The sequence below is a fragment of the Halorussus sp. AFM4 genome (genome assembly GCF_051194995.1).
GTDB lineage: Archaea > Halobacteriota > Halobacteria > Halobacteriales > Haladaptataceae > Halorussus.
Genome location: NZ_JBNTJT010000004.1, coordinates 192,049 through 216,519, shown reverse-complemented (window position 1 = coordinate 216,519; position 24,471 = coordinate 192,049). Strand labels below are relative to the sequence as shown.

Annotated in this window: 26 protein-coding genes; 6 read left to right on the top strand and 20 right to left on the bottom strand. The window is 70.9% G+C overall.

All coding sequences use genetic code 11. The features are described from left to right. Positions 1 to 53 precede the first annotated feature (53 nt). Positions 54 to 776: a universal stress protein gene (locus ACQUQF_RS18430; protein WP_435180596.1), complete on the top strand. Its 723-nt coding sequence runs from the start codon at positions 54 to 56 to the stop codon at positions 774 to 776. A gap of 104 nt (positions 777 to 880) precedes the next feature. Here the strand turns inward: ACQUQF_RS18430 and ACQUQF_RS18425 are convergent, their stop codons facing one another. Next, positions 881 to 1,738, bottom strand: coding sequence for a ribose-phosphate diphosphokinase (locus tag ACQUQF_RS18425; RefSeq protein ID WP_435180595.1), 858 nt, complete (start codon positions 1,736 to 1,738; stop codon positions 881 to 883). 141 nt (positions 1,739 to 1,879) lie between these two features. Between ACQUQF_RS18425 and ACQUQF_RS18420 the strand changes: the two genes are divergently transcribed. Next, positions 1,880 to 2,059 (top strand): hypothetical protein, encoded by a 180-nt coding sequence (locus ACQUQF_RS18420; RefSeq protein ID WP_435180594.1) that lies wholly within the window; start codon positions 1,880 to 1,882, stop codon positions 2,057 to 2,059. Positions 2,060 to 2,094: 35 nt separating this feature from the next. Here ACQUQF_RS18420 and ACQUQF_RS18415 read toward each other — a convergent pair whose 3' ends face one another. Beyond that, positions 2,095 to 3,024, bottom strand: a complete 930-nt coding sequence (locus ACQUQF_RS18415) for an HVO_0234 family beta-propeller protein (protein WP_435180593.1) — start codon at positions 3,022 to 3,024, stop codon at positions 2,095 to 2,097. 247 nt (positions 3,025 to 3,271) lie between these two features. On the opposite strand from ACQUQF_RS18415, the gene glmM reads away from it, so the two are divergent. Together glmM and ACQUQF_RS18405 are read left to right on the top strand one after the other, a co-directional pair. Next, entirely contained in the window at positions 3,272 to 4,636 is a 1,365-nt protein-coding gene (gene glmM / locus ACQUQF_RS18410) for a phosphoglucosamine mutase (RefSeq protein WP_435180592.1), read from the top strand. A 91-nt stretch (positions 4,637 to 4,727) separates the two neighbouring features. Next, a complete protein-coding gene (locus ACQUQF_RS18405) occupies positions 4,728 to 5,120 on the top strand; it encodes a hypothetical protein (protein ID WP_435180591.1) in 393 nt (130 codons plus the stop codon). 60 nt (positions 5,121 to 5,180) lie between these two features. Here the strand turns inward: ACQUQF_RS18405 and ACQUQF_RS18400 are convergent, their stop codons facing one another. The 7 genes from ACQUQF_RS18400 to ACQUQF_RS18370 form a co-directional block, all read right to left on the bottom strand. Further along, the gene (locus ACQUQF_RS18400; RefSeq protein ID WP_435180590.1) at positions 5,181 to 6,326 is read right to left on the bottom strand and encodes a DUF7118 family protein; all 1,146 of its coding nucleotides are present in this window, start codon (positions 6,324 to 6,326) and stop codon (positions 5,181 to 5,183) included. Positions 6,327 to 6,390: 64 nt separating this feature from the next. Continuing rightward, positions 6,391 to 6,843 (bottom strand): phosphoribosyl-AMP cyclohydrolase, encoded by a 453-nt coding sequence (gene hisI, locus ACQUQF_RS18395; protein WP_435180589.1) that lies wholly within the window; start codon positions 6,841 to 6,843, stop codon positions 6,391 to 6,393. Between the two features lie 100 nt (positions 6,844 to 6,943). Beyond that, complete coding sequence (locus ACQUQF_RS18390; protein WP_435180588.1) at positions 6,944 to 7,627, bottom strand: IMPACT family protein; 684 nt, start codon at positions 7,625 to 7,627, stop codon at positions 6,944 to 6,946. Further along, positions 7,620 to 8,855, bottom strand: coding sequence for an AI-2E family transporter (locus ACQUQF_RS18385; RefSeq protein ID WP_435180587.1), 1,236 nt, complete (start codon positions 8,853 to 8,855; stop codon positions 7,620 to 7,622). Before ACQUQF_RS18385 ends, ACQUQF_RS18390 begins: the two co-directional genes overlap by 8 nt. Before the next feature lie 88 nt (positions 8,856 to 8,943). Beyond that, a complete protein-coding gene (locus ACQUQF_RS18380; RefSeq protein ID WP_435180586.1) occupies positions 8,944 to 10,290 on the bottom strand; it encodes a PQQ-dependent sugar dehydrogenase in 1,347 nt (448 codons plus the stop codon). A 111-nt stretch (positions 10,291 to 10,401) separates the two neighbouring features. Beyond that, positions 10,402 to 10,623, bottom strand: coding sequence for a hypothetical protein (locus ACQUQF_RS18375; RefSeq protein WP_435180585.1), 222 nt, complete (start codon positions 10,621 to 10,623; stop codon positions 10,402 to 10,404). 169 nt (positions 10,624 to 10,792) lie between these two features. After that, complete coding sequence (locus ACQUQF_RS18370) at positions 10,793 to 11,002, bottom strand: HVO_0649 family zinc finger protein (RefSeq protein ID WP_435180584.1); 210 nt, start codon at positions 11,000 to 11,002, stop codon at positions 10,793 to 10,795. A 104-nt stretch (positions 11,003 to 11,106) separates the two neighbouring features. Here ACQUQF_RS18370 and ACQUQF_RS18365 point away from each other — a divergent pair, with 104 nt between their 5' ends. Then, positions 11,107 to 11,811, top strand: coding sequence for a haloacid dehalogenase type II (locus ACQUQF_RS18365; RefSeq protein WP_435180583.1), 705 nt, complete (start codon positions 11,107 to 11,109; stop codon positions 11,809 to 11,811). A gap of 272 nt (positions 11,812 to 12,083) precedes the next feature. On the opposite strand, the gene ACQUQF_RS18360 is transcribed toward ACQUQF_RS18365, so the two are convergent. From ACQUQF_RS18360 to lipA, 10 genes are all read right to left on the bottom strand, one after another. Continuing rightward, positions 12,084 to 12,269, bottom strand: a complete 186-nt coding sequence (locus ACQUQF_RS18360) for a hypothetical protein (protein ID WP_435180582.1) — start codon at positions 12,267 to 12,269, stop codon at positions 12,084 to 12,086. Next, positions 12,266 to 12,409, bottom strand: coding sequence for a hypothetical protein (locus ACQUQF_RS18355; RefSeq protein WP_435180581.1), 144 nt, complete (start codon positions 12,407 to 12,409; stop codon positions 12,266 to 12,268). The genes ACQUQF_RS18360 and ACQUQF_RS18355 overlap by 4 nt, the downstream gene beginning before the upstream one ends. A 227-nt stretch (positions 12,410 to 12,636) precedes the next feature. Further along, positions 12,637 to 14,061 carry a dihydrolipoyl dehydrogenase gene (gene lpdA / locus ACQUQF_RS18350; RefSeq protein ID WP_435180580.1) on the bottom strand — a complete coding sequence of 475 codons (1,425 nt, stop codon included), beginning with the start codon at positions 14,059 to 14,061 and terminating at the stop codon, positions 12,637 to 12,639. A 91-nt stretch (positions 14,062 to 14,152) separates the two neighbouring features. After that, on the bottom strand, positions 14,153 to 15,289 hold the full coding sequence (locus tag ACQUQF_RS18345) for an acyl-CoA dehydrogenase family protein (RefSeq protein ID WP_435180579.1): 1,137 nt from the start codon (positions 15,287 to 15,289) through the stop codon (positions 14,153 to 14,155). A 182-nt stretch (positions 15,290 to 15,471) separates the two neighbouring features. Continuing rightward, entirely contained in the window at positions 15,472 to 16,128 is a 657-nt protein-coding gene (locus ACQUQF_RS18340; protein ID WP_435180578.1) for a lactate utilization protein, read from the bottom strand. A 185-nt stretch (positions 16,129 to 16,313) separates the two neighbouring features. After that, on the bottom strand, positions 16,314 to 17,531 hold the full coding sequence (gene ilvA, locus ACQUQF_RS18335; protein ID WP_435180577.1) for a threonine ammonia-lyase: 1,218 nt from the start codon (positions 17,529 to 17,531) through the stop codon (positions 16,314 to 16,316). 141 nt (positions 17,532 to 17,672) lie between these two features. After that, positions 17,673 to 19,334: a 2-oxo acid dehydrogenase subunit E2 gene (locus tag ACQUQF_RS18330; protein ID WP_435180576.1), complete on the bottom strand. Its 1,662-nt coding sequence runs from the start codon at positions 19,332 to 19,334 to the stop codon at positions 17,673 to 17,675. A 3-nt stretch (positions 19,335 to 19,337) separates the two neighbouring features. Beyond that, positions 19,338 to 20,339 carry an alpha-ketoacid dehydrogenase subunit beta gene (locus ACQUQF_RS18325; protein ID WP_435180575.1) on the bottom strand — a complete coding sequence of 334 codons (1,002 nt, stop codon included), beginning with the start codon at positions 20,337 to 20,339 and terminating at the stop codon, positions 19,338 to 19,340. Positions 20,340 to 20,341: 2 nt separating this feature from the next. Beyond that, a complete protein-coding gene (gene pdhA / locus ACQUQF_RS18320; RefSeq protein ID WP_435180574.1) occupies positions 20,342 to 21,451 on the bottom strand; it encodes a pyruvate dehydrogenase (acetyl-transferring) E1 component subunit alpha in 1,110 nt (369 codons plus the stop codon). Positions 21,452 to 21,898: 447 nt separating this feature from the next. Next, positions 21,899 to 22,837: a lipoyl synthase gene (lipA, locus tag ACQUQF_RS18315; protein WP_435180573.1), complete on the bottom strand. Its 939-nt coding sequence runs from the start codon at positions 22,835 to 22,837 to the stop codon at positions 21,899 to 21,901. Positions 22,838 to 23,073: 236 nt separating this feature from the next. Here lipA and ACQUQF_RS18310 point away from each other — a divergent pair, with 236 nt between their 5' ends. Then, complete coding sequence (locus tag ACQUQF_RS18310) at positions 23,074 to 23,415, top strand: DUF378 domain-containing protein (RefSeq protein ID WP_435180572.1); 342 nt, start codon at positions 23,074 to 23,076, stop codon at positions 23,413 to 23,415. Between the two features lie 294 nt (positions 23,416 to 23,709). On the opposite strand, the gene ACQUQF_RS18305 is transcribed toward ACQUQF_RS18310, so the two are convergent. Then, positions 23,710 to 24,345 carry a class II aldolase/adducin family protein gene (locus tag ACQUQF_RS18305; RefSeq protein ID WP_435180571.1) on the bottom strand — a complete coding sequence of 212 codons (636 nt, stop codon included), beginning with the start codon at positions 24,343 to 24,345 and terminating at the stop codon, positions 23,710 to 23,712. Positions 24,346 to 24,471 lie beyond the last annotated feature (126 nt).

The window sequence follows — 24,471 nt, the reverse complement described above, 5'->3', positions numbered from 1 at the left end:
GTCGCCGCAACCGGTATTCACTTGCCGCCCCCGGGGCAAGCAAGGGACACCCCATGAGCCGGATGTCGCTCCTGATTCCCGTGATCTTTCCCCAGGAGGACGCCCTGACGGACACGAACGTGCAGGGGCTAACCGGGTTCGACATCGTGTTGTTCGGCTACTGGAAGACGCCCGAGGGAGCGGACCCGGCGGTCGTCCGGGAGGAACACGAGGTCGAAGCGCAGGCCGAGCTCTACGAGCTGGCGGCCCAGTTCAGTCGCGCCGGTGCGTCGACGGACGTCCAGTTGCACTTCGGCCCGCCGGGCGAGCACATGACCGCCCTCGAGAGCCGGATCGCCGAGGAGTCCGACGCCGACGCAGTCGTCATTCCGAGCCGGATCACGCTGTGGAACAACATCCTCGTCCCGCTGCGCGACGAGCGGAACGCCGAGCGAATCGTGGAGTTCCTCGACGCGTTCGACCTGGAGACGGTGTTCGCGCTGGAGCTGTTCCACGTCGCGGCCGACGAGAGCGACGTCGAGAACGCACGCGAGATGCTCGCCGGCGTGAAACAGCTGCTGCTCGACCGCGGGTTCACCGAGAGCGACCTCGAAGTCACCGTGGAAGTCGCGCCCGACCCGGAGGCAGCGATCATCGAGCGGGCGAGCCGCCACAACGTCGTCGTCATCGGGGAGACGGAGGGACTACACCGCGCAGAGCAGTTCCTCGGACCGACCTACGAGCGCATCACGGAGCGCACCGACGTCCCGGTGGTCGTCGTGCGCAACCGGCGCTGACGCGGAGACGGCGCCGCCTGTTCGCCGTCGAATCAGTAGCGAGTCTGCCGTTTCCCCATCCCCGACCGGGGCTCCGCTGTCCTGCGACTGCCGTTTAACCGCCGTTACAACTTCTCGGCGAGCACGGGCGCGACCGACACCTCGCTGACCGGGCGCTCGACCGTGTCGGTCCCGTAGATGGCCTCGACGCCCGCCCGCGAGAGCTTCGTGAAGGCGTCGGCGGCCAGCATCGGGTGGACGCAGGTGACGAACACCCGGGCGGCGCCCCGCTCGGCCAGGATCTCGACCGCGCCCGACATGGTCGAGCCGGTGGCGATGATGTCGTCGGTCACGACCACGTCGCGACCCGACACGTCGGCGTCGCTCGGGGTGAGTTCGACCGCTGTGCCGGAGTGGCGGGTCTTCTCGAAGTAGTCGACCGCGCCGCCACCGTAAGCGTCTCGAACTGATTCGGCGATGTCGAGCGCGCCCTCGTCGGGCGAGAGGAAGACCGGGTCCGCGAGGTCGGCGGGCAGCGGGTCGGCGAGTCGCCCGGCGGCGTCCACGGGCTCGGCGGGGACGTCGAAGAAGTCGCAGACGGCGTCCTCGTGGGGGTTGACCGTGAGCACGCGGTCGGTGCCGGCGGAGACGGCGCGGGCGACCGCGCGGGCCGAGACCGGGTGGCCCGCCTCGAAGGCCTCGTCCTGGCGGGCGTAGCCCATGTACGGCAGGACGGTCACGACCTCGTCGGCGCCCCACTCGCGGGCGGCGTCCTGCAGCTGGAGCAGTTCGAGGTGGGCGTCCGACGAGACCGTGGAGGCGACGACCGCGACCCGGTCGGGGTCGGCGTCGGCGACCCCGGGCGCGGCCGCCAGCAGTTCGCCGTCCGGGAAGCGGTCGTACTCGACGTCGGCGAGGGGTTCGCCGAGCGCGGCCGCGAGTTCGGCCGCCAGGACCTGCGAGGCTGACCCGCTGACGATCATGTGGGAGGGGTGGACGTCGCCGGGTAAATCGGTTTTCAATCGGCGCTCGCCGGACGCGGAACGGACCGATCCGGGTCCGCGCGGCCGGCCCGGAGAGCCGGGGGACGAAGGTTTATCGACCGGGCCTGCGGAGTCGCGGTCGTGTCGAGAGCCGTCCCGCTGGTGTTCGGGCTGTTCGCCTCGCTGGCGATGCTGCTGGTCGTCGTCTCGGTGGCGACCCGCGGCGCCGTCGACGCGAGCCTCGCGGCCGCGGTGATGTGGGTCGGCGCCCTGGTCGCGGTCGGCCTCGGGTTCGTGCTGCTCGTCACCGCCACCCGGTAACGAGCCCGGCGGTTCCCCCGTCGCGACGGGCCGGCCTACCAGGGCGCGGCGACCGCCCGCGCGCCCCGGAGGCCGAGGACCTGGTGGTTCCAGCCGTCGCCGACCGACAGCAGGAAGGTCCCGTCTTCGGTGACCGCGTAGGCGCCGTCCGCGCCGCGGGCCAGCGCCGCCACCTCGTCCGCGACCGGCAGGTCGACTTCGCGCCACTCGCCGTCGGACGCGTCGTCCGTCGAGGCTCGCGAACTGTCGGTCCGCTCACCGCCGCCCTCACGGGCGAACAGGCCGTCCTCGCCGGCGGCGTGCGCTTCGGGGAGCGCCGGACGGTCGGCGTCGGAGCCCGCCGGACCGTCCGCGGCGCAGACCGCGCGGAACGCGCCGCCGCGCTCGCTCAGCCAGCCGTTGCCGAGCCGGAACAGCCCCGCGCCGGTCGCGGCCAGCGGGACCCCGGCGGCGGCCACGTCCCGGGCGTCGTCGAGGCCGACGTGGGTCAGGCCCGAGTCGGCGACCCGGTAGACCCCCGATCCGGCCGCGACGAAGTCGCCGTCGATGGCCCGCACGTCGTCGAGGTCGCCGACCGCGGTCCAGTCGCCGGCCCCGGTCCAGTCGCCCGGTTCACCGCGGACGACGGTCCCGTCGTCGCGGGCGGCCAGGAGGCGGCCGTCCGGGGCGAACCCGACCGCCGCGGCCGGGCCGAGGCCCAGCGCCTCGAAGTCGGTCTCCGGGACGCCCTCGGCCCCGTCGGCGGCGTCCCACGCGCCGACCAGCACGTCCTCGTCGGTCGCGACCGCGAGCCGGCCGTCCCGGCCCGCGGCGTCGCGGGCCGAGCAGTCGCGGGCGAGGCCGAACTCGCCCACCAGGTCGTCGGAGGTGTACACGCGGGCGACGCCGAACTCGCCGGCGACGAACACCGGCGTCGGCCCCTCGCTGGCGTCGTAGACCCGCTTCTCGTCGATGCTGATGCCCATGTCCGAACGAGGGTCGCCCGGCAGTGAAAACGTTCGGATTGATACTGTCGGCGTACGGACGCGAATCCCGTCCCTCTCGAATACGGTTTCAGCGTCTCAGGCCGCATTCTGCACGATTCTCGTTCGAGGGAGCACAGCCGACAGTGTGAAGCGCGCGGCCCCGGGTCGGCGCCGGTCGGCTGTGAATCGCTGGCTCGGGCCGCCGCGCTCCGGAATAACTTTTGCCCGGGAATCCTGACCCTGAGGCATGAAAGTGTTCGGGTCGAGCGGGACTCGGGGGGTCGCCAACGAGGAGCTGACCCCCGAGTTCGCGCTGAAGGTCGCGAAGGCCGCGGGGACGGCGTGGCGGGCCGACCGGGTGGGGGTCGCCCGGGACACCCGCGCCACGGGCGGGATGCTCGCCGACGCCGCCGCCAGCGGGCTGGCCAGCGTCGGGGCGGACGTCGACCGACTGGGCGTCGTCCCGACGCCGGGGGCGCAGGCGTACGCCGAGCGCGAGGAGATCCCGGTCGTGATGATCACCGCCTCGCACAACCCGCCGGAGTACAACGGCGTCAAGCTGATCGGCGACGACGGCGTCGAGCTCACGGTCGAGGCCTTAGAGCGCATCGAGCAGAAGTTCCTGGCCGAGAAGTTCGAGTCGGTGACGTGGAGCCGGACCGGCGAGAGCCGGCGGGTCGAGGGCGCGCGCCGGGCATACGTCGACGAACTGCTCGCGTCGGTCGACCGCGAGCGGATCGCGGACGCCGACCTCACGGTCGCGCTCGACCCCGGCCACGGCGCGGGCTCGCTCACCAGCCCCGAGTTCTTCCGGCGGCTGGGCTGCCGGGTCGTCACCGCCAACAGCCAGGCCGACGGCCACTTCCCCGGACGGGACCCCGAGCCCGTCCCCGAGAACCTCGGCGACCTCGGCCGGCTGGTGGCGGCCACCGACGCCGACGTCGGCATCGCCCACGACGGCGACGCCGACCGCGCCATCTTCTACGACGAGACCGGCGAGTACGTCGAGGGCGACGCCACCCTGGCGGCGCTGGCGGCCGCGGAGCTCGAGCCCGGCGACGCGGTGGTCTCGGCGGTCAACGTCTCCCAGCGGCTGGTCGACGTGGCCGACGACTGCGACGCCTACCTCGAGCTCACCCCCATCGGGTCGACCAACATCATCACCCGCATCCGGGAGCTCCGCCGCCAGGACCGGCACGTCCCCGTCGCGGGCGAGGGCAACGGCGGCATCTTCTTCCCCGACTACCGGCTGGCCCGCGACGGCGCCTACACCGCCGCGAAGTTCCTCGAACTCGTCGCCGACCGGCCGGCCAGCGAGGTGGTCGCGCCCTACGACGGCTACCACAACGTCCGGATCAACATCGGGTACGACGACGACGCCGAGCGCGAGGCGCTGCTGGCCGCGGCCGAGCGCGCGGCCGCCGAGTCCGAGGCCGACACCACGACCCTCGACGGCTACCGCATCGACTACGGCGACGCCTGGGTGCTGGCCCGGCCCAGCGGCACCGAGCCGATGGTCCGCATCTACGCCGAGGCCCGCGAGGCCGACCGCGCAGAGGAGCTGGCCGCGGAGCTGGAGGGCCAGCTCCTGACCGCGAAGGCCGACGCGTAGGGCGCGCCGCGGTGTCCGGCCGGCCAGCCTGTTCGAATCCCGTGTCCGCCCGGGGGGAATTTATTTAACCGGGGTGGGTGAATGTCGGCTCATGGACAGGAAAGCCGTCTACCTGGGTGCGCTCTGTCAGGCGGTCGTCTTCGCGGTGGTCTTCCCCTTCTTCTCGCTGTTGCCGGCGACCGTCTCGTTCGCGGCCGGCGGGCTGGTCGCGGGCTGGCGCAGCGACTCCTACGAGAACGAGTTCGTCGACGGGGCCGCGTCGGCGGTGCTCGGGGTGGTGCTCTCGCTGGGCGTCCTGATCTGCTACAACTGGCTCGTCCTGCCCACGAGCGTGCTCCGGTACAAGATCGACTACGCCCTGCTCACCGCCCTGCAGGTCGGAAGCCTGGTCGTCGTGAGCGTCCCGATCGCCGGGGTGCTGGGCTGTCTCACCGGCCACGTCGCCGCCCGGCTCCGCGACGCCTACCGGCGGCCGGCGGTCTGAGCGCGTTGCGGTCCGCCTCGCGCAGTCAGCCTCGCGCAGTCAGCCTCGCGCTCCGCCTCGCTACCGCTCGGGATGCTCCGCCAGCGCGTCCTCCAGCCGCCCGGCCCGCTCCCGGAGGTCGGCCAGTTCGTCCTCGACCGCGCCGCTGGCGACCTTCTCGCGCTCGGCCGCCGAGAGCTCGGTCCGGGCCTCCGCCGACGTCCGGAGGCGCTCGAACCGCTCCCGGTCGCGGACGACCGACTGGACGTCCCGGAGCGTCGCCACGACGTCCTCGGGCGCGAACCGGCCGACGACCGACACCAGCTCGTCGAGCCGCCAGCGGAGCTCCGACGCGGGCCGGGGCGGCCACTCCAGCCGGAGGGGCCCGGCGTCGAGTCGTTCGAGGTAGGTCTCGTTGGTCGCGACCGCGCGCTTCAGCGCGGCGGGGTCGTCGACGTAGTGGTCGAGCTTGGAGTTCGAGTAGCGGGCGTACTCCAGCAGGTCGGCGACGGGTTCGGTCCCGGGCTCGCTCGTCTCGACGTACGACCGGAGGCTCTCGGGCGGGTCGGGGAACCCGACCAGCGGGTAGTCGTCGGTCGCGGCCACGAAGTCGAGCAGCTCCCGGGCGCTCGCCTCGGCCTTGAACGCGGCGAACGCCTCGCCGACGGCCTCGTTGTAGGTCTCGATGGGGTCCCGTAGCTCCTCGACCGGCGCGTCGAGGTCGGCCGCGTCGAGTTCGACCAGTCGCTCGCGGTCGGCGATCTCCTCCCGGAGGTCCGCGAGCGCGCGCTCGACGTCCCGCCGGACCTCGCGGTACTCGGCCAGCGCCTCGCGGCGCTCGTCGAGCAGGCCGGCGATGTCGCTCGCGGCTCCGAGGCGGTCGCGGGCGGCCGCGAAGTCGTCGTCGCTGAGCCGGCGCTTGTCGAACCGATCGTTCGCGGCCTCGAAGGCGTCGCGCTCCGGCAGGTCGTCGGGCAGGCCCTCGACGAGGGTGCCGAACTGCTCCTGGAACTGGATGAAGTTCTTGAAGTTCTCGCGGCCGGTGCCGGTCGCCTGGCCCTCGTAGCGGTCGAGGAGGCTCGTGGCCTCGTCGTAGGCGTCGGCGAGCGACTCCACGGTCTCCTCGCCGTACTCGGCGATGCGCTCGTCGACCTCGCGGTAGGCCGCGTCGGCCTCCGCGAGCGCCGCGGGCAGGTCGGTCTCGGTCGCTGGCTGTGTGTCGCTCATCGTTGGTGGCGGTCGTGGTGGGGTCGTGTTCGGGGCGTGGCGGTGGCGCTGTGCTGTCGCGGGACTACTCGTAGACGTCCTCGGGGTCGAAGACCTGCTCGCCGACGACCTCGCCGTCGAGCGTCCGGTGGAAGCACGACTCGTAGCCGGTGTGACACGCGCCGCCCTCCTGGTCGACCAGGTAGAGCAGCGCGTCGCCGTCGCAGTCGACCCGGACCTCCCGGACGCGCTGGACGTGGCCGCTGGTCGCGCCCTTCCGCCACAGCTCCTCGCGGCTCCGGGAGTAGTAGTGGGCCAGCCCGGTCTCGCGGGTCTCCTCGACGGCCTCGCGCGTGACGTACGCGAGCATCAGCACCTCGCCGGTGTCGGCGTCCTGTGCGACCGCGGGGATGCGACCGGTCTCGCCGAAGTCGAGGTCGACGAGCTCGGCGGCGTCGGTGGCGTCGGCGTCGTCGGCCGCGGTGGCGTTGGACTCGTCGACGTCGTCGACTCCCTCGGCGCTGGGGGCGTCGCTCATTTGCTAGTCGTTCGGCGTTCCCGGCGATATGTTTTGTGTGTCGGGAAGCCGTCTTCGGCGGCGTACCGCTGGGCGGGTAGCGAACGGAACCGCCAGTCGGTCACTCCGCGTCGGCGTCGATGTCGGCCCGTCCGCTCGTGGCGCTGCGGATGCGGTCGCGCACCCCGGGGGCGTCCTCGACCGGCGTCCGGACCGCGAACGTCACCCGCTCTGCGTAGTCGGCCTCGAACTCCACGCCGGCCTCGCCGCCCGCGCTCTCCAGGATGCCCCGGACCGTCCCCGAGTCGTCGTAGTCGACCGCGACCGAGAACCGCTCGCGGGGGCGCCGCGCGACCACGCCGGCGTCGTCGAGCGCCGCCTTGACCCCCCGTGAGTAGGCCCGGGCCAGGCCGCCGACGCCCAGCTTCGTCCCGCCGTAGTACCGGGTCACGACCGCGACGACGTTCTCGACGTCCTCCTGCTGGAGCACGTTGAGCGCGGGCTTGCCCGCCGACCCGGAGGGCTCGCCGTCGTCGTCGCTGTACTCCCTGAGCAGTCCCCCGGCGGACCCGCGGCCGGCGGCGGGGTCGCCCGACTCCCGGACCCGGTAGGCCGGCACGTTGTGGGTCGCGTCGGCGTGCTCGCTCCGGACCTCGGCGACGAACGCCTCGGCGGCCTCGCGGTCGGCCGCGGGCGCGAGGTGGCCGACGAACTCCGAGCCCCGGATCTCGAAGGCGGCCCGGCCGCGGCCCGCCGGCGCCCGGAACGCGTCTCCGCCGTCGTCCCGCTCGGCGTCCTCACCCATCGGTCTCGTGGCCGGGTTCGGGCCCCTCGGCCTTCCCTCCGTCGGTCGTCCGCTCGTCGGCGGTCGGGTCCTCGGCCGGGCCGTCGGCGTCCGGCCCGTCGGTCGCGGGGCTCTCGACGATCGACGAGGGGTCGGCCCCGAGCGACTCGGCGGTCAGCACCTCGCCGGTGACGGCGTCGCCGTGGACCAGCGCGGGGAGCACGATGCGGGCGAGGTGGACCCCCACGACGACCAGCAGCGGGCCGAGGAACAGGCCGTACCAGCCGAACAGCATCGTGCCGCCGATGTAGGCGAAGATCATCAGCCCGCCGTGGATGCTCCGGCCGGCGATGTAGGGCCGCAGCACCGCGACCGGCAGCAGGTCGAGCAGCAGGAAGCAGAGCGCGAAGAACGCCGCCGGGAACCAGAGCGGGCCGGGACCGGTGGCGGACTCGTAGGCGAGGTAGAGCCCGACCGGGACGTAGACGATCTTGCCCACGACGAGGGGGACGAGCGTCGCCAGCCCGGTCAGCAGCGCCAGCAGCGTCGGCACCGGGACCCCGACCGCGCCGAACTCGGCCGCCAGCGCGTCGAGGCCGTTGTACACCAGGAGGCCGAGCACGATGACCGCGAACACCGTCAGGACGTTGCCGACGTACACCGTGTGGAGGTCCTCGTCCACGGACACCGCGTAGGCGTAGGCCGCCGACCCCTCGGGGGCGAACTGGTCGGTGAACCACGCCGCGATGCGGCCGTCCTCGCGCAGCAGCGTGAACGCCAGCAGGAAGGCGAGCACGAGGTGGGCCAGTCCGCCGGTCAGCGCGCCCAGTACCCCGACAGCCGTCGAGAGCGCCTCGCCCATCCCGCCGGCCCCGGACCCGGAGCCGAGCGCGCCGGTGGCGTTCGTGATCGCTCCGGTCGCCTGCTCGGGCGAACTCGAGAGCGCGCCGCGGAACACCGACGGATAGCTCTCGGTCAGCCGACCCAACTGGTCGAGCCCCACGAGGACGGTGTACCCGACCAGCGCGAACACCGGGACGAGCACGATGAGCAGCGTCAGGTCGGCGGCGTGGTCCGACGTGAACTCGGTCCGGAGCCGCCGGTAGAGCGGGCGGGTCCCGTAGTAGATGAACACGCCGAGCACGACGGTCCCGACGAACGCCCAGAGGGTGAACGCGAACACGCCGGCGACCAGCAGGGTGAACGCCCACCAGGCGAGGCGCTCGCGCTCGTCCGGCAGTCCGACCATGTCTCTGTATCGACACTCGCGGGGTAAAGTCCCGCGGGCCGGTCGGCGCGAGGCCGGCCGGGTTCACTCGGCGGGGACGGTGCGTTGCTCACTCGGCGGGGACGATGCGGTGGAGACCGGCCCCCTCGTCGCCGCTCCCGAGGACGTAGAGTTCGCCGTCGGCGTCGCGGCCGAACGAGTAGACCTGGCCGAGCTTCGCGGCGTCGTCGCCGGCCACGTTCACGACGCCGATGGGCCAGAGCCCCTCGTCGACCGGCGTCGCGGCCAGCAGTTGCCCCTCGGCCGCCAGGTCGGCGAAGACGTAGGCGCCGGCCAGGCCCGGCAGCGCAGACCCTCGGTAGACGTTCCCGCCGATGACCGAGATTCCGGTGACGCCGTCGCCGTAGTGGGGGTACTCGATGACGGGGTCCAGCAGCGGTTCGCCGCCGCGGACGCTCTCCGGCGTGCTGTCCGGACAGCTCTCGGCCTTGAAGCAGTGGGTGCCCTCCCTGACGTTCCAGCCGTAGTTGCCGCCGCGCTCGACCAGGTTCACCTCCTCGAAGGCGTTCTGGCCCACGTCGGCCACGAAGAGCCGCCCGCGGTCGAACGCCATCCGCCAGGGGTTCCGGAACCCCCACGCGTAGTGTTCGGGCAGTCCCGGGCCGCCGTCCGCGAACGGGTTGCCGTCGGGAATCGCGTACGCCTTGCCGTTCTCCCGATTGTCGACGTCGATGCGCAGCACGCTGCCGAGCAGGTTCTCGGTGACGTCCTGGCCGTTCCCTCCCTCGACGGCGTCGTACCAGTCGTCGGCGTGACCGTCCTTGTCGCCGGCCCCGCCGCCGTCGCCGATACCGACGAAGAGGTACCCGTACGGGCCGAAGACGACGGACCCGGCGTTGTGATTGGGCTGGGGCTCCGGGAACTCGAGCAGGGCTCGCTCGGAGTCGGGGTCGATCCGCGTGCCGTCGTCGTTCGCCTCGAACTCCGAGAGCACGAAGGTGTGGTTCGTCCCGGCGGGCGCGTCCTCCCGCGGCGGCGCGCTGTACCGGACGAACACCCGGCGGTTCTCCGCGAAGTCGGGGTGGAGCGCCAGGCCGAGCAGCCCGGTCTCCTTGCCGACGACCACGGTGTCGCGCAGGTCGAGGAACGGCCGGTCGCGCAGGCCGTCGGGTCCGTGGACGAACACCCGGCCCGGCTGGTCGGCGACGTAGCGGCGGTCGGCGTCGGGCGCGAACGCCACGCCGAGCGGGAGCTCGAACCCCGTCGCCAGCGTCTCCAGGCCGACCGACTCGGGCAGGTCGCCGCCCGGAGTCGTCTCCTGGCCGGCCGTCGCGCCGTCGTCTCGCCTCCCGTCCCGGTCGCTCCGCGGCCCGCCGGCCCCCGCGCACCCGGCGAACCCCCCGGTCACCCCCGCGACCGCCGCGAGGAAGTGTCGTCGATCCGAATCGAAACCCATAGCACCGCTCTAGATGGCCAGATTGAAATAAGTAAGCGCGCACGTCAGCCCGACCGGACCCGAAGAAAAGTCACCCGCCGCGGCGGTCGCGGACCCGAGACGGAGGGGTCGTCAGTCCCCGTCGGACGCCAGGTCGGTCTCGCGGAGCGGGACCGCGGTCAGACCGCCCTTCTCGGCGCCCGAGAAGTAGTACAGCACCACGCCGGCCTCGGTGTCGACCCAGCGGTAGATGGTGTTCTTCGCGGCGGCGCTGGGCTCGTCGACGTCGATGTTCTCGACGACCTCCCAGCCGTGGTCGTTCTCCGCGGACTCCTCGGAGCCGGACAGTCCCATACGTCCGGGGGAGCGACTGTCACAACATAAATCTGTCCGGTCGGCCACTCGAAACCGAGGGGTCGCGGTCGCGAACGCGCCGGGCGGCCCTCGGCGGGCGACCGGACCGCAGTGCTCGCGCGACGGGGCCGCGACGCGTCCGCAGCGAGCGGGCAGTCGCTCTCGGCCGTCACTCGCCGTCGAGCCGGAACGTCCGGCGCCGGACGTGACCGCAGCTCGGACAGAGGTGGCGGTACTGGACGCGGTCTCCCGCGGTGGCGGCGAGCCACCTGCCCTCGGCGTCGTCGTAGCCGCACTCCGGGCAGACCAGGTCCTCGTCCTCCCAGCGCGACCGGAGTCGCTCGAACGGGGAGAGGCCGCCGGTTCTGGGCCGGGACATGCCGTGATATTCGTTACCATTAACCATAGTCTTTGCGCACGTCGGCCCGACGGGGTCCCCGGGCACGCCGAACGCTTACCACGGACCCCGACGTAGAGAGGCGCATGGATCCGGAAGCGGTCGCGGCCGTCACCGTCGACTCCTACACCACGCTGGTCGACGTCGGGTCGCAGGCGGCGGCGCTCGAAGAACGCGTCGACGCCATGGGCGCCGACGACGCCGAGGCGGTGTCGCGGCGCTGGCGGGACAAGTACATCGAGTACTCGATGGTGGCCAACGACATCGACGAGTACCGGCCGTTCTGGGAGCTGATCGGGCAGGGGCTCCGCTACGCGCTCGAAGCGGAGGGGTACGACGTCGCCGCCGACGTCCGCGACGACATCCGCAGGACGGTGTACGAGGACCGGCTCACCGTCTACGAGGACGTGACCGAGGGAATCGGCCGCATCGCCGCGTCGGGGTACGAGGTGTACGTGCTCTCGAACGGGGACCCGGAGATGCTCGACCACCTGCTCGCGGCCGCGGAGTTGGAGCACGTCGTCGCCGACGCCATCAGCGCCGACGACATTGAGGTGTACAAGCCCGATCCGGCGATCTACCGCCACGCGGCCGCCGTGGTCGGAGAGCCCATCGACCGCATCCTCCACGTCTCCGGCGGGGGCCTGCGCGACGTCTGGGGCGCGAAGCACGCCGGCATGCGGACGGCGTGGCTCTCGCGGCCGGCGCAGGACGCGCCCCGCGAGGAGCTGGGGCAGGACCCCGACCTCGTCGTCGAGGACTTCCGCGACCTGGCGGACCGGCTGTCCTGAGTCGGGGCGCCGGACTTCTCTCCGTTTGCCACCCTGGCAGGGGACGAGCGGCGGTTGGTAGTAGGGTTCGGTCGTCCGGAGGAACGTGCAGAGATAAACCGCCAAGTCCGGTCAGTACGCAGTGGCAGTAGCAGTAGTAAGTGAGACGAGCTACACCGAACCAAGTGGTGCAACGACCGGGTTTGTAGACGGGACAGCGGCTCCAAGCCGACGGAGGTGAGAACGGCGACTGGGTGATCGACTGGGAGGCCAACACTCGGGGCAGGAAGCGTTCAGTCCACGCTATTGATGCCGCGACGGACAAAATACAGTGGCGGCAGCGACATCGAACCGTCGAAGCCGTTGTCCATCTTCAGGCCGACGATATTCCGGCCGGGGGCAGCCGCCTCGCCGGCGATCTCGATCGCGGTGAGTCCCGGCGCCGCGTGCTGCGCGGCGTCGGGCGACTCCGCGATCAATCGGTCAGAACCTCGGCCTGCGCACCCAGGGCGGTGATGCCGGCCACAGCGACCATGCCAGCGACAATGGCCGCTAACGACGTCGCAGCTGCGATCACTGATGTAACGTTGCTTTGCGATGACGAACCGTCTTGTGACATTTTACCAAACCTCCGCCTGAAATACTGCACTCCAGAAACATTAAGTTTTTTATCTTATGTTTATGTAAGAATTCCCTACCAGATGAACGAGAACGACGGTCTCAGACAGAGGACAGCGGTAAACACACGCTCTGTATACAGTCGGAGTTTCACGGGCAGCACTCGGAAAAGGAGTCGGGTTACTGTCTGGTCTCCGCCGACCGACTGTCCTGAATGGCGAGGCGGGCTCAGCGGTTCAGCGTGTGGATGGCGTGGCCCAGCGCGTTCTCGGCGGCCTCCATCACGGCCTCCGAGAGCGTCGGGTGGGTGTGGATGGTGGCCGCGACGTCCTCCAGGGTCGCGCCCATCTCGATGGCCAGCCCGAGTTCCGCGATGAGCTCGGAGGCCTCCGGGCCGACGATCTGGGCGCCCAGCAGGAAGCCGCTGGGCTCGTCGGCCACGACGCGGACGAAGCCGTCGGCGTGGCCCGTGGTCAGCGCCCGGCCCGAGGCGTTGAACGGGAACTGGCCGACGGCCGGCTCGAACCCCTCGGCCTCGGCCTCCGACTCGGTCAGGCCCACCGTCCCGATCTCGGGGTCGGTGAACACGGCGGCGGGGACCGCCTGGTAGTCGAGCGCCGACGGCTCGCCCGCGATGACCTCCGCGGCGACCTGGCCCTCCTTGCTGGCCTTGTGGGCGAGCATGGGTTCGCCCGCCACGTCGCCGATGGCGTAGATGTGGTCGACCTCGGTCCGGGCGCGGTCGTCGGTGGGGACGAACCCGTTCTCGTCGGGCTCGACGCCGGTGTTCTCGAGCCCGAGCGTGTCGGTGACCGGCTCGCGGCCCACCGCGACCATGACCTTCTCGGCGCCGAACTCCGAGACCTCGCCGTCCTCGTTCTCGGTCCGGACGGTGATGCCGTCGCCCGACTCCTCCCAGTCGCTGGCGGCCTCGCCGAAGTGGAAGTCGATGCCGAGCTCCTCGGCCTTCTTCTTGACCGGGCGGGCGAGGTCGTCCTCGTAGCCCGGCAGCACGGAGTCGAGCATCTCGACGACGGTCACGTCAGTGCCGAGCTTGGCGAACACGCCCGCCAGCTCCATCCCGATGTAGCCCGCGCCCACGATGACCAGGCTCTCGGGGACCTCCTCCAGCGCCAGGGCCTGCCGGGAGTCGAGCACCGGGTCGTCGTCGAACGAGAAGCCGGGGATCTCGATGGGGCGGCTTCCGGTCGAGACGATGGCGTGCTCGAACTCGACGGTCTCGGAGCCCTGGCCCTCGCCGCCGTGGACGATCCGGGCCTTGTTCTCGTCGGCGAACTCCGCGCGGCCCTCCATCAGCTCGACGCCGTTGGCCTTGCAGAGCTTCTCGACGCCGCCGGTGAGCTGGTCGACCACGCCGTCCTTCCAGCCGACCATCTCGCCCATCTCGACCTCGGGGTCGGCGTAGATGCCCATCTCCTCGGCGTGGCCCGCCTCGTGGGCGAGGTCCGACGCCGTGATCATCGCCTTCGACGGGATGCAGCCGTAGTTGAGGCAGGTCCCGCCGTAGGCGTCCTTCTCGACCAGCGTCACGTCGAGGTCGAGCTGGCCCGCGCGGATGGCGGCGACGTAGCCGCCCGGTCCCGCGCCGATTACGAGCACGTCCGTCCCGGTCGAGATGTCTCCGACGACCATATGGTCAGTACGACGGGCTTGCGGGTGAAAAATCAGGTGGATTTTGCGGCGAGCTCCGCGTGGTAACGTTTCGCTCGACGACCGCGGAGTCTCACTCGAACGCCGCGTACACCGCATCCGCCAAGTTGTTCCTGTGGAGCTCGTTCGGCCCGCCGGCGATGGTCAGCAGCCGGGCGTCCCGGAGGTAGCGCTCGACGTGGTGCTCGGTGGTGTACCCCTTCCCGCCGTGGAGCTGCATCGCGTCGTTGGCGTTCTCGACGGCGGCCTCGGTGGCGCGGACCTTCGCCATCGCCATCTCGCGGGTCGGGTCCTCGCCCCGGTCGGCGCGGTCGGCGGCCCGAAGGGTGAGCAGGCGGGCGGCGTCGGCCCGCTCGGCCATCTTCGCGACGTCCCAGCGGACGCCCTGGAAGTCGCCGATAGGCCGGTCGAACTGCTCGCGGTCGCTGGTGTAGGCCGCGGTGTCCTCCAGCGCGGCCCGGGCGATGCCGACCCCGCGGGCCGGGACGTTGACGCCGGTGTGGACCTCGCCGCGCTGGACGTACCCCTCGCCCTCCTCGCCGACCATGTTCTCGTCGGGGACCCGGACCCCGTCGAGGCGCACCCGCGGCGACTTCACGTTGCGCGCGCCCAGCGTCTCCCACACCTCCTCGACCTCGAACGCCTCGGCCGGAACGAGGAACGCGCTGATGTTGTGCGGCGCGTCCCCGTCGGGGCCGGTCTTGGCGTAGGTGAGGACGACGTCGGCGCGCTCGAAGTTGGTCACCCACTGCTTGTGGCCGTCGATGACCCACTCGTCGCCCCGTCTTTCGGCCGACGTCTCCATCTCCAGCTTGTTCGCGCCGGCGTTCGCCTCGCTCAGGCCGAGCGCGCCCACGGTCTCGTAGCGCGCCATCCCGGGCAGGTACCGCTCCCGCTGGGCCTCGGTGCCGAACCGCTCGATGATCGTCGCGACCCCGAGGTTGAGCGCGAGCGCGCTGGCGACGGTCATCATCCCCGCCGCGAGCTCCTCGGTGAGGATCGCGAGTTCGACCAGTCCCTCGCCGCGGCCGCCGTACGTCTCCGGGAGCGTGATGCCGGCGTACCCCCGGTCGCCGAGCTCCGACAGGACGTCGCCGGGGTACTCCTCGCCGCGGTCGAGTTCGATAGCGCGGGGCCGGATCTCCGCGTCGACGAACTCGCGGACGTCCTCGCGGAGCGCTCGCTGGGACTGGGTGAGTCCGAAGTCCATACGGGGATGCCACGCGCGAGGACGACTTATTGATTAGCTTACCGATAGAAACCGGGCGTCGCGGAGCGTCGGACAGGACGTGGAGAAAGAGGAATCGGGCAGGACGTGAGGAAGGGGGAATCGGACAGAACGCGAAACGGGGAAAACGGAGCGTGGTGCGGGAAACGGAGGGTGTCGGGGCCTCAGAAGCCGAACTCGTCGCGGATGAGCACGACGGTCGTCCGGCCCTCGTCGTTCTCGTACCTGTAGATGAGCTGCTTGGCGACGGCGCTGCCGACGCCGTAGACCTCCTGGGCGCGAGCGTCCTCCAGGGGGTAGGCGACGTTCTCGACGCGGTCGAGCGCGGCGTCGAGGTCCGCGACCACCTTGTTGGTCCCGCTGACCAGCAGCAGGTTCTCGGCCGCGAAGGGGTAGGCGCCGACTCGGCTGCCCGAGGCGTCGGCCGCCACGAGCTCGCCCGACTGCGCGATGGCGTTGACGCCGCCGAGGAAGTAGTCGGCGGTCTGGGCCTCTCGCCGCGCGCGAGCGCGCTCGGCGTCGTCGTCGATGGCGAACACCTCGGCGTGGAGGTTCTCCCAGTCGTGGTCGCCCTCCGCGAGGTAGTCGTCGAAGCCGATCTCCTCCAGCGTGGTCGAGTGGCCGTTCATGACCGACGCGCCCGCGGGAATCTGGTCCGTGATCTCGGCGAGCGCGTCCTCGGCGGTGTCGACCACGACGACCTCGAAGCCGCGGTCCTCGAGGTTCGCGACGGTCTCCTCGAGTTCGGCGTCGGTCGGGAGGTCGTCGAGCGATTCGTCGAAGTCGACGTCGTCGGCGAAAGCTGCTTTGTCGTGTACCATGGGTGATCGTTCGCAGCGCGTCGCCGGATCGAACGCGGAACGGGCCGACGCGCGCCGCTTCTCGTCCGGACGTATTCGGGGCACCGCCGTAAGCGCTCGCGGACACAGGTGTCGCCCGACGGCGTCGGGGTCGGCGGGTTACGCGAACGCCACCGTCAGGTCTCTCGCCCGACAGCTCGCAGCGGCTACGCCACCCGCTCGACCTCGTAGCCGGCGTCCCGGACCTCGGCGATGATCTTCTCGGCGTGGCCCCGGCCGCTGGTCACGACCTGGAACACGAGGTACGCCTCGCCGACGCGCAGGTCGTCGACCGCCCGGTCGTGGCGGACCGTCCGGATGTTGGCGCCGGTGTCGGCGATGATGCCCGACAGCGTCGTCATCTCGCCGGGCTGGTCGTCGATGCGGACCCGAAGTCGGAGCAGCTGGCTCCGCTCGGTCAGCGCCTGGGTGAGCACGGTCTGGAGCATCGAGATGTCGATGTTGCCGCCCGACAGCACCGGGACCACCGTCTCGCCGGCCACGTCGAGGTCGTCCGAGAGCACCGCCGCGACCGAGGCGGCGCCCGCCGCCTCGACCAGCTGCTTGGCCCGCTCCAGCAGCAGCAGCTCGGCGCGAGCGATCTCGTCGTCCGAGACCGTCACCACCTCGTCGACGTGGGCCTCGATGAGCCCGAGCGTCAGCTCCGAGATGCTCCCCGTGGCGATGCCGTCCGCGATGGTCTCCGGGGAGTCGACGGTCGTCGGCAGCCCCTTCTCCAGGCTCTCGGGCACTGTCGCGGCTCGCTCGGCCTGGACGCCGACCACCCGGACGTCGGGGTCGAGTTCGGCCAGTGCGGCGCTGATACCTCCGATCAGCCCGCCGCCGCCGATGGGGACGACCACGGTGTCGACCGCCGGGAGCTGCTCGTGGATCTCGATCCCGATGGTGCCCTGGCCTGCGACGATTGCCGGGTCGTCGTAGGCGTGAACGAACTCGGTGCCCGCGTCCTCGGTCAGCGACTCGGCGTACTCCATCGCGGCCCGGAAGTCCTCGCCGCGCAGTTCGACGTCCGCGCCGTACTCGCGGGTGGCCTCGACCTTCGCCTGGGGCGCGTTCTCGGGCATCACGATGGTCGAGTCGATGCCGACGTTCGTCGCGGCCAGCGCGACGCCCTGGGCGTGGTTGCCGGCGCTGGCGGCCACGACCCGGTCGACGTCGCCGCGCTCGTCGAGCTGCCGGAGCTTGTTGAACGCGCCCCGGGTCTTGAACGACCCCGTGCGCTGGAGGTGCTCCATCTTGAGGTGGACCTCGGCGCCGGTGAGTTCGCTCAGCGACCGACTCCGGTCGATTCCGGTCTGCTGGACCACCGCGTCGTCGAACGCCGCCCGGGCGGCCTCGACGTCGCGGAGCGTGACTTCGGCCATATTTGCCAGTATGGAAGGACACCTATAGCAGTTTACGGACCGCGCCGGCGGGGGAGCCGCCGGCGGTGCGGCGACTACCGGAGAGCGACGAGCGAAACGCGAGAAGGACGGGAACGAGAGCCGCCTCGTGCGCCGGGAACCCTACTCCAGCAGCAGGAGCTCGGGGTTCTCGACGTACTCGATGAACGTGTTGGTGAACGCCGCGGCGTCGGCGCCGTCCACGATGCGGTGGTCGATGGTCAGCGACAGCGGCAGGGTGTACCGGGCCACGACCTCGCCGGTGCTCGCGGCTCCGCCGCTCGCACTGTCCGAGGCGCTCGGCGCCTCGCTCTCCTCCACCACGGGGCGCTGCTCGAGCTTGCCGATGCCGAGGATGGCCGCCTCGGGGTAGTTGAGGATGGGCGTGGCGTACTCGCCGCCGACCGCGCCGAAGTTGGTGACGCTGAACGTCGAGCCCCGGAGCTCCTCGCGGGAGATCGAGCGGTCGCGGGCCTTCTGGACCAGCTCGTTGACCTCGCTGGAGATCTGGAGCAGGCCCTTCCGGTCGACGTCCTCGACGACCGGCACCATCAGCCCGGCGTCGGTCGCGGCCGCCACCCCGACGTTGTAGTAGTTCTTCCGGAGGATCTCGCCGGCCTCCTCGTCGAGTTCGGCGTTCAGCTTGGGGTGCTGCTTGAGCGCCGCCACCGCGGCCTTGATGACGAACGGCATGTAGGTCAGCCGGATGCCCCGCTCCTCGGCCTCGGGCTTGAGCCGCTCGCGGGTCTCGACCAGGTCGTCGACGACCGCGGTGTCGTGGTGGGTGACGTGGGGCGCGGTGTACTTCGACCGCGACATCGCGTCGCCGATGGTCTTGCGCACGCCCTTGTACTGGACGCGCTCGACTCGCTCGCCGGCGTCGGTCGCGGCGGCGGTCTCGGCCTGGGCCTGCTGGGCCTGCCGCTGGGCCTCGGCGTACTCCATCACGGCCTCGCTGGTGACGAACGCCTCGCCGTCGCGCTGCTCGGTCGCGGGCACCGCGTTCAGGTCGACGCCCTGCTCCTCGGCGAGCCGCCGGGTCGCGGGCGCGGCCAGCGTCCGGTCGCGGTCGGCCGACTCGACGGCGCCCGAGAAGTCCTCGGTGGTCGGCTGGGCGCCCTGCTCGCGGGTCGCCGCGACGTCGCCGGCCGGCTCCTCGGCCTCGGCGAGCGCCTCGCCGCGCTCGGCGACCGCGTCCGTGGACGCGGGGCCGCCGGTGCTGCCCGAGCCGTCCATCGGTTCGGGGCCGCCCGTCCCTTCGTCGCTCTCGCCGGACGACTCGGCCGCCCGCCGCACGTCGGCCTCGGTCACGCGGCCGCTGGGGCCCGAGCCCTCGACCGACGCGATGTCGACGCCGAGCTCGCGGGCCAGCCGGCGGGCGCTCGGCGCGGCGAACACCCGGCCCTCGCCGGTCGAGGCCTCCGCGGCGTCGGCCTCGGTCGCGTCGCCCTGGGTCGTGGCCTGGTTGGCGGTCTCGGTCTGCGACTCGGTCGGCTGCTCGCTCTCGGCCGATTCGGTCGGCTCGTCGGCAGGTTCAGCCTCCTCGCCCTCGACGTCGAAGGTGATGATGACCGAACCGACCTCGACGACCTCGCCCTCCTCGGCGAGGATCTCGCGGACCGTCCCGTTCACCGGCGAGGGGACCTCGACGATGGCCTTGTCGGTCTCGACCTCGGCGACCGCCTGGTCCTCGGTGACCGGGTCGCCCTCCTCGACCAGCCAGCTGACGATCTCGCCCTCGGCGACGCCCTCGCCGACGTCCGGCAGTTTGAACTCTCGGACCATGGTTCAGAACTCGACGGCGTCCCGGATACCCTCTTTGATGCGGGCGGGCTCTGGCAGGTAGTAGTCCTCGAGCGCGTACAGCGGGAACGGGGTGTCGAACCCGGTGATGCGCTCGACCGGCGCTTCCTGGTAGAGCAGCGCCTCCTCCTGGATGATGGAGGTGATCTCGCCGCCCAGCCCGCCGGACTTCGGCGCCTCGTGGACGACCGCGGCCCGGCCCGTCTTCTTGAACGACTCGACGATGGTGTCCTCGTCGAGCGGCGAGACGGTCCGGAGGTCGACGACCTCGACGTCGATCTCGCCCTCAAGCTGTTCGGCGGCTTCGAGGGTCGGGCGGGTCATCGCGCCCCAGGTGAACACTGAGATATCCGCGCCCTCACGGCGCACGGCGGCCTCGCCGATGGGCACCTCGTAGGACTCGGTCGGCACGTCGCCCCGGAACGCCCGGTAGATGAGCTTCGGTTCGAGGAAGACGACCGGGTCGGGGTCCCGGATGGCCGACGTGAGCAGCCCCTTGGTGTCGTACGGGGTGCTGGGGATGACGACCTTCAGGCCCGGCTGGTGGGCGAAGAACGCCTCGGTGGACTCGGAGTGGTGCTCGGGCGCCCGGATGCCGCCGCCGTACGGCGCCCGGATCACCATCGGGCAGGTGAACCGCCCGCGGCTCCGGGTCCGGAGCCGGGCGGCGTGGGAGACGATCTGGTCGAAGCCGGGGTAGATGAACCCCATGAACTGGATCTCGGGCACCGGCTTCAGCCCGTAGGCCGCCATCCCGATGGCGGTGCCGATGATGCCCGACTCGGCCAGCGGGGTGTCGATGACGCGGTCCTCGCCGAACTCGTCGTAGAGGCCCTCGGTCGCCCGGAATACGCCGCCGTTCCGGCCGACGTCCTCGCCCATCACGAGCACGTCCTCGTCCCGCTGCATCTCGGTGTACAGTCCGTCTCGAACCGCCTGCACCAGCGTGAGGTTCTCGGTCTCCTGCTGTTGTTCTGCCTGGCTCATGGTCAGTCCTCCAGTAGCGCGTCGTCGCCGTACTGCTCGCGGAGCCGCTCGAACTCCTCGAACTGCTCGCGGAGGTGGCGGGGCATGTCGGCGTAGACGTGCGCGAATATCTCCTCGGGGTCGGGACGCTCGACCGACTCGGCCGCGTCGATGGCGTCGGCGACCCGCTCTTTCACCTCGCTCTCGACGGCGTCGACCGCCTCGTCGTCGAGCAGTCCCCGGCTGCGCAGGAACTTCTCGAGCCGCGGGATGGGGTCCTTCTGCTTCCAGCGCTCGACCTCGTCGTCCTCGCGGTAGACCGAGGGGTCGTCGGCGGTGGTGTGGGCGCCGTAGCGGTACTGGACCGCCTCGATGAGGGTCGGCCGCAGCTCGTCCTCGCCGGGGTCCTTGGCCTTCTGGATCGCGTCGTTCGTGGCCTTGTACACCGCGAGGGGGTCCATCCCGTCGACCTGCACGCCCTCGAACCCGTACGCCTGGGCCTTCTGGGCGATGGTCGCGGAGGCGGTCTGGCGCTCGCGGGGCACGCTGATGGCCCACTGGTTGTTGTTGCAGAAGAACACCGAGGGCGTGTCGAACACGCCCGCGAAGTTCAGCCCCTCGTGGAAGTCGCCCTCGGACGTGGCGCCGTCGCCGAAGTAGCAGAGGAACGCCTTGTTCTCGCCCTTCAGCTTCGACGCCCACGCCGCGCCGGTCGCGTGGGGGATCTGGGTCGCGATGGGCACCGCGACGGTGAAGATGTTGGCGTCGTCGGGGACGGCGTTGCCCTGCTCGTGGCCCATCCAGTACAGCAGGGTCTGCTCCAGCGACAGCCCGCGGACCAGCGCCGCGCCGTGCTCCCGGTAGCTCGGAAACATCCAGTCGTCGTCGGCCAGCGCGTGGGCGCTGCCGATCTGGGCGCCCTCCTGGCCCGACAGCGGCGGGTAGGTGCCCATCCGGCCCTGGCGGTTGAGCGAGACCGCCCGCTCGTCGAAGTGCCGGACCAGCTTCATCTCGCGGTACATGTCCACCATCTCCTCGTCGGAGATGTCGGGCACGTCCGCGCCCTCTACCACGGAACCGTCCTCGTCGAGGACCTGTACGCGGTCCTTCGGATCTCGGTGTACGATGCTCACGGTCGAACCCGTCCTGACATATCGACTAAATCACCGGCGCGCAATATAGGGTTTTCGTAACCAACTTTCCATAGGTACGGTTTTGACGCCGGTTCGCCACGTGAACCGCCAATTTCCACCGCAACGAACCTCGATTTCTAAACTTATGACTTGAAAAATAGACGTTTGTCTGACGGTACCGGTCTCTGAGCGGGACTCGGTGAACGAATGGCAAGTATTGCGGGAACCGCCATGCTACCTTGTACCAATCGGGTCGGGCCCGGAAACTCGCCGTGGGAACGGTCGGGCCGCCGTTCGCTCACGCGGCGGCTCCGCGAGCGTCCCGGCTCGCGGCGCCGCCGTCCGTTCCCGCGGAGGCCCTGCGGGCCTCCCGCCTCGCGGGTCGTTCCTCCCCGCTCGTTCAGACCGAGGCTCTGCCGGCCTCGCGGCTCACGGCTTCGCCGTTCGCTATACAGAGGCTCTACGAGCCTCTCTCCTCGCCTGCTCGACGGTCTTGCCGTCCCGGAGGACGGCGTCGACGAACAACTCGCCCGCCTTGTACGACGACCGGACCATCGGCCCGCTGGCGCAGTAGAGGAAGCCGAGTTCGTCCTCGGCGACCCGGCGCCACGTCTCGAACTTCGCGGGGTGGACGTAGCTCGACACGTCGAGGTGGTCCCGCGAGGGCTGGAGGTACTGGCCGAGGGTGACGATGTCGACGTCGGCCTCCCGGAGGTCCGAGAGGGTCTGGTACACCTCGTGGTCGTACTCGCCGACGCCGAGCATGAGGCTGGTCTTGGTGTAGATGTCCGACTCGCGCTCGACCTGTTCGAGCACCCCGAGGCTCTGTTCGTAGCCCGCGCGGGGGTCCCGGACCGGTTGCTGGAGGCGCTCGACGGTCTCGACGTTGTGGGCGACGACGTCCGGTTCGGCCTCGATGATCTCGCGGATCAGCTCCTCGTCGCCCCGGAAGTCCGGAATCAGCACCTCGACGAGAATCGAGGGGTCGCGCCGCTTGATCTCCCGGATGGTCTCGGCGAAGTGGGCCGCGCCCTGGCCCTCCAGGTCGTCGCGGTCGACCGACGTCAGCACCACGTAGTCGAGGCCGATCTCGGCCACGGCGCTCGCGACGTTCGCGGGCTCGTCGGGGTCGAGCGGCTGGCCGCCGCCGGTGTCGACGTCGCAGAACCCGCAGTTGCGCGTGCACTGGTCGCCCAGCAGCATGAACGTCGCGGTGCCCCCGGAGTCGGAGTTGCGCCCGGACCAGCACTCCCCGAGGTTGGGACAGTTGGCCTCCTCGCAGACGGTGTTGAGGTCGTGGTCCCGCAGCGTCCGCTTGATGCCCGTGAACTCCCGGCCGGACGGCGGTTGCACCTTCAGCCAGTCGGGTTTCCGGCGGCGGCTCATTGGTCGTCCGTTGGACGCGGGTGGTGAAAAGGGTAGGGTATCCGGGCGGCGGGCGCTCGTGGCGACCGACTCGCCCGAAACCCCTCCGTAACGACACCATTCGGCGCCACCGACCCGCGGCGGGCCGCCGCCGGTCGGCGTCGAGAGCCCGCGGAACGGACCGAAACCGTGGCGGAGCGGCCGTCCGCCGGCATAAGGCCACAATAACAAAGCGGCTCAGGACCCTACCTCCGGGCATGAAGACCAACGGCTTCGACTGGCTCGCCATCCTCCTCGTCGTGATCGGGGCGATTACGTGGGGCGTCCTCGGCGTCACGGGGCTCATGGGCGAACCCCTGAACATCGTCGACGCGGCCCTCGCGCCCGTCTTCAAGGCCGGCCCGGCCGAGACCGTCGAGTACCTCGTCTACACCCTCGTCGGGATCGCGGGCGTCTACCTGCTGTACACCACCTACAAGATGGCGCGGGCGAGCCGTCGAGCCACCCGCGAGCGCCGCCAGCGCGACGCCACGACCCGGACCGAGACGACGACCGACTACGCCGACACCGACACCGAGAACACCAACACCGAGACCTGAACTCCGGGCGAGAAACGTTCCATCGGGCGAGTCGGGGCGGATTTTCAGACAGTACCGCAGCCCGAAAGACGACTGAAGCAGTGGGGCTAGCTACTGCCGTCACAACTGAATCACCGCACCGCGACCGCGGGCCTCGCACCTCCCCAACCGATTGCGCTTCTCGGCCTAACGGCCTGCGATGCTCATCCCTCGCGCGCATCGGCGCGACCATTAAAACGGGTCGCGCCAGCACACGCCGGGTCGATGTATCACCGAGCGTATCGACGAAGTGCCCGATAGCGCACCCGAGGCCGGCTACCCGTCGCCCTGGCCGTACCCCTCGAACTTCTCGGCCACGGCGGCCATCTCCTCCTGGCTCAGCTCGACCGGCTCGCCGAACGCCTTCGCCTGGCAGTAGATGCGGGCGGTGTACTCGACGTTGACGGCGGTCTCGAGTGCGTCGGCGGCGTCGTCGCCGGTCGCGAGCAGGCCGTGGTTGGCCAGCAGGCACGCCTCGGCGTCGGCCGACTCCATCGCCTCGACCGCGTTCACGGCGAGCTCGGCGGTGCCGTAGGTGGCGTAGTCGGCGACCGGCACCGTGGTGCCCGCGAGCGCGAGCATGTAGTGGACCGGCGGAATCGGCTCGTGGAGGACGGCCAGCGTCGAGGCCCACGGCGAGTGGGTGTGGACGATGGCGCCCGCGTCGAACTCCCGGTATACGGCGCTGTGCATCGGGGTCTCGCTCGACGGGGCCGACTCGCCCGCCACCCGCTCGCCGTCGAGCGAGACCACCGGGACGTCCTCGGCGGCGATGCGGTCGTAGGCCACGCCGGTCGGCGTGACCGCGAATCGGTCGTCGCGGCGCACGCTCAGGTTCCCGGTCCGACCGGGCGTGAGCGACGCGAGGTCCGGTGCGCGGGTCGCGACCGCGCGGCGTTCCGCTCCGAGCATGTGCGCACCGAGGAGGGGTAGCTATTTATTACACCGGGTCGGAGTTCCCGTGAGCGCGCTAACCGGTACCGAGAGTCACGCATCGGGAACCGCGAACGCATCGGAAAATTTATTATCAGATGCGGT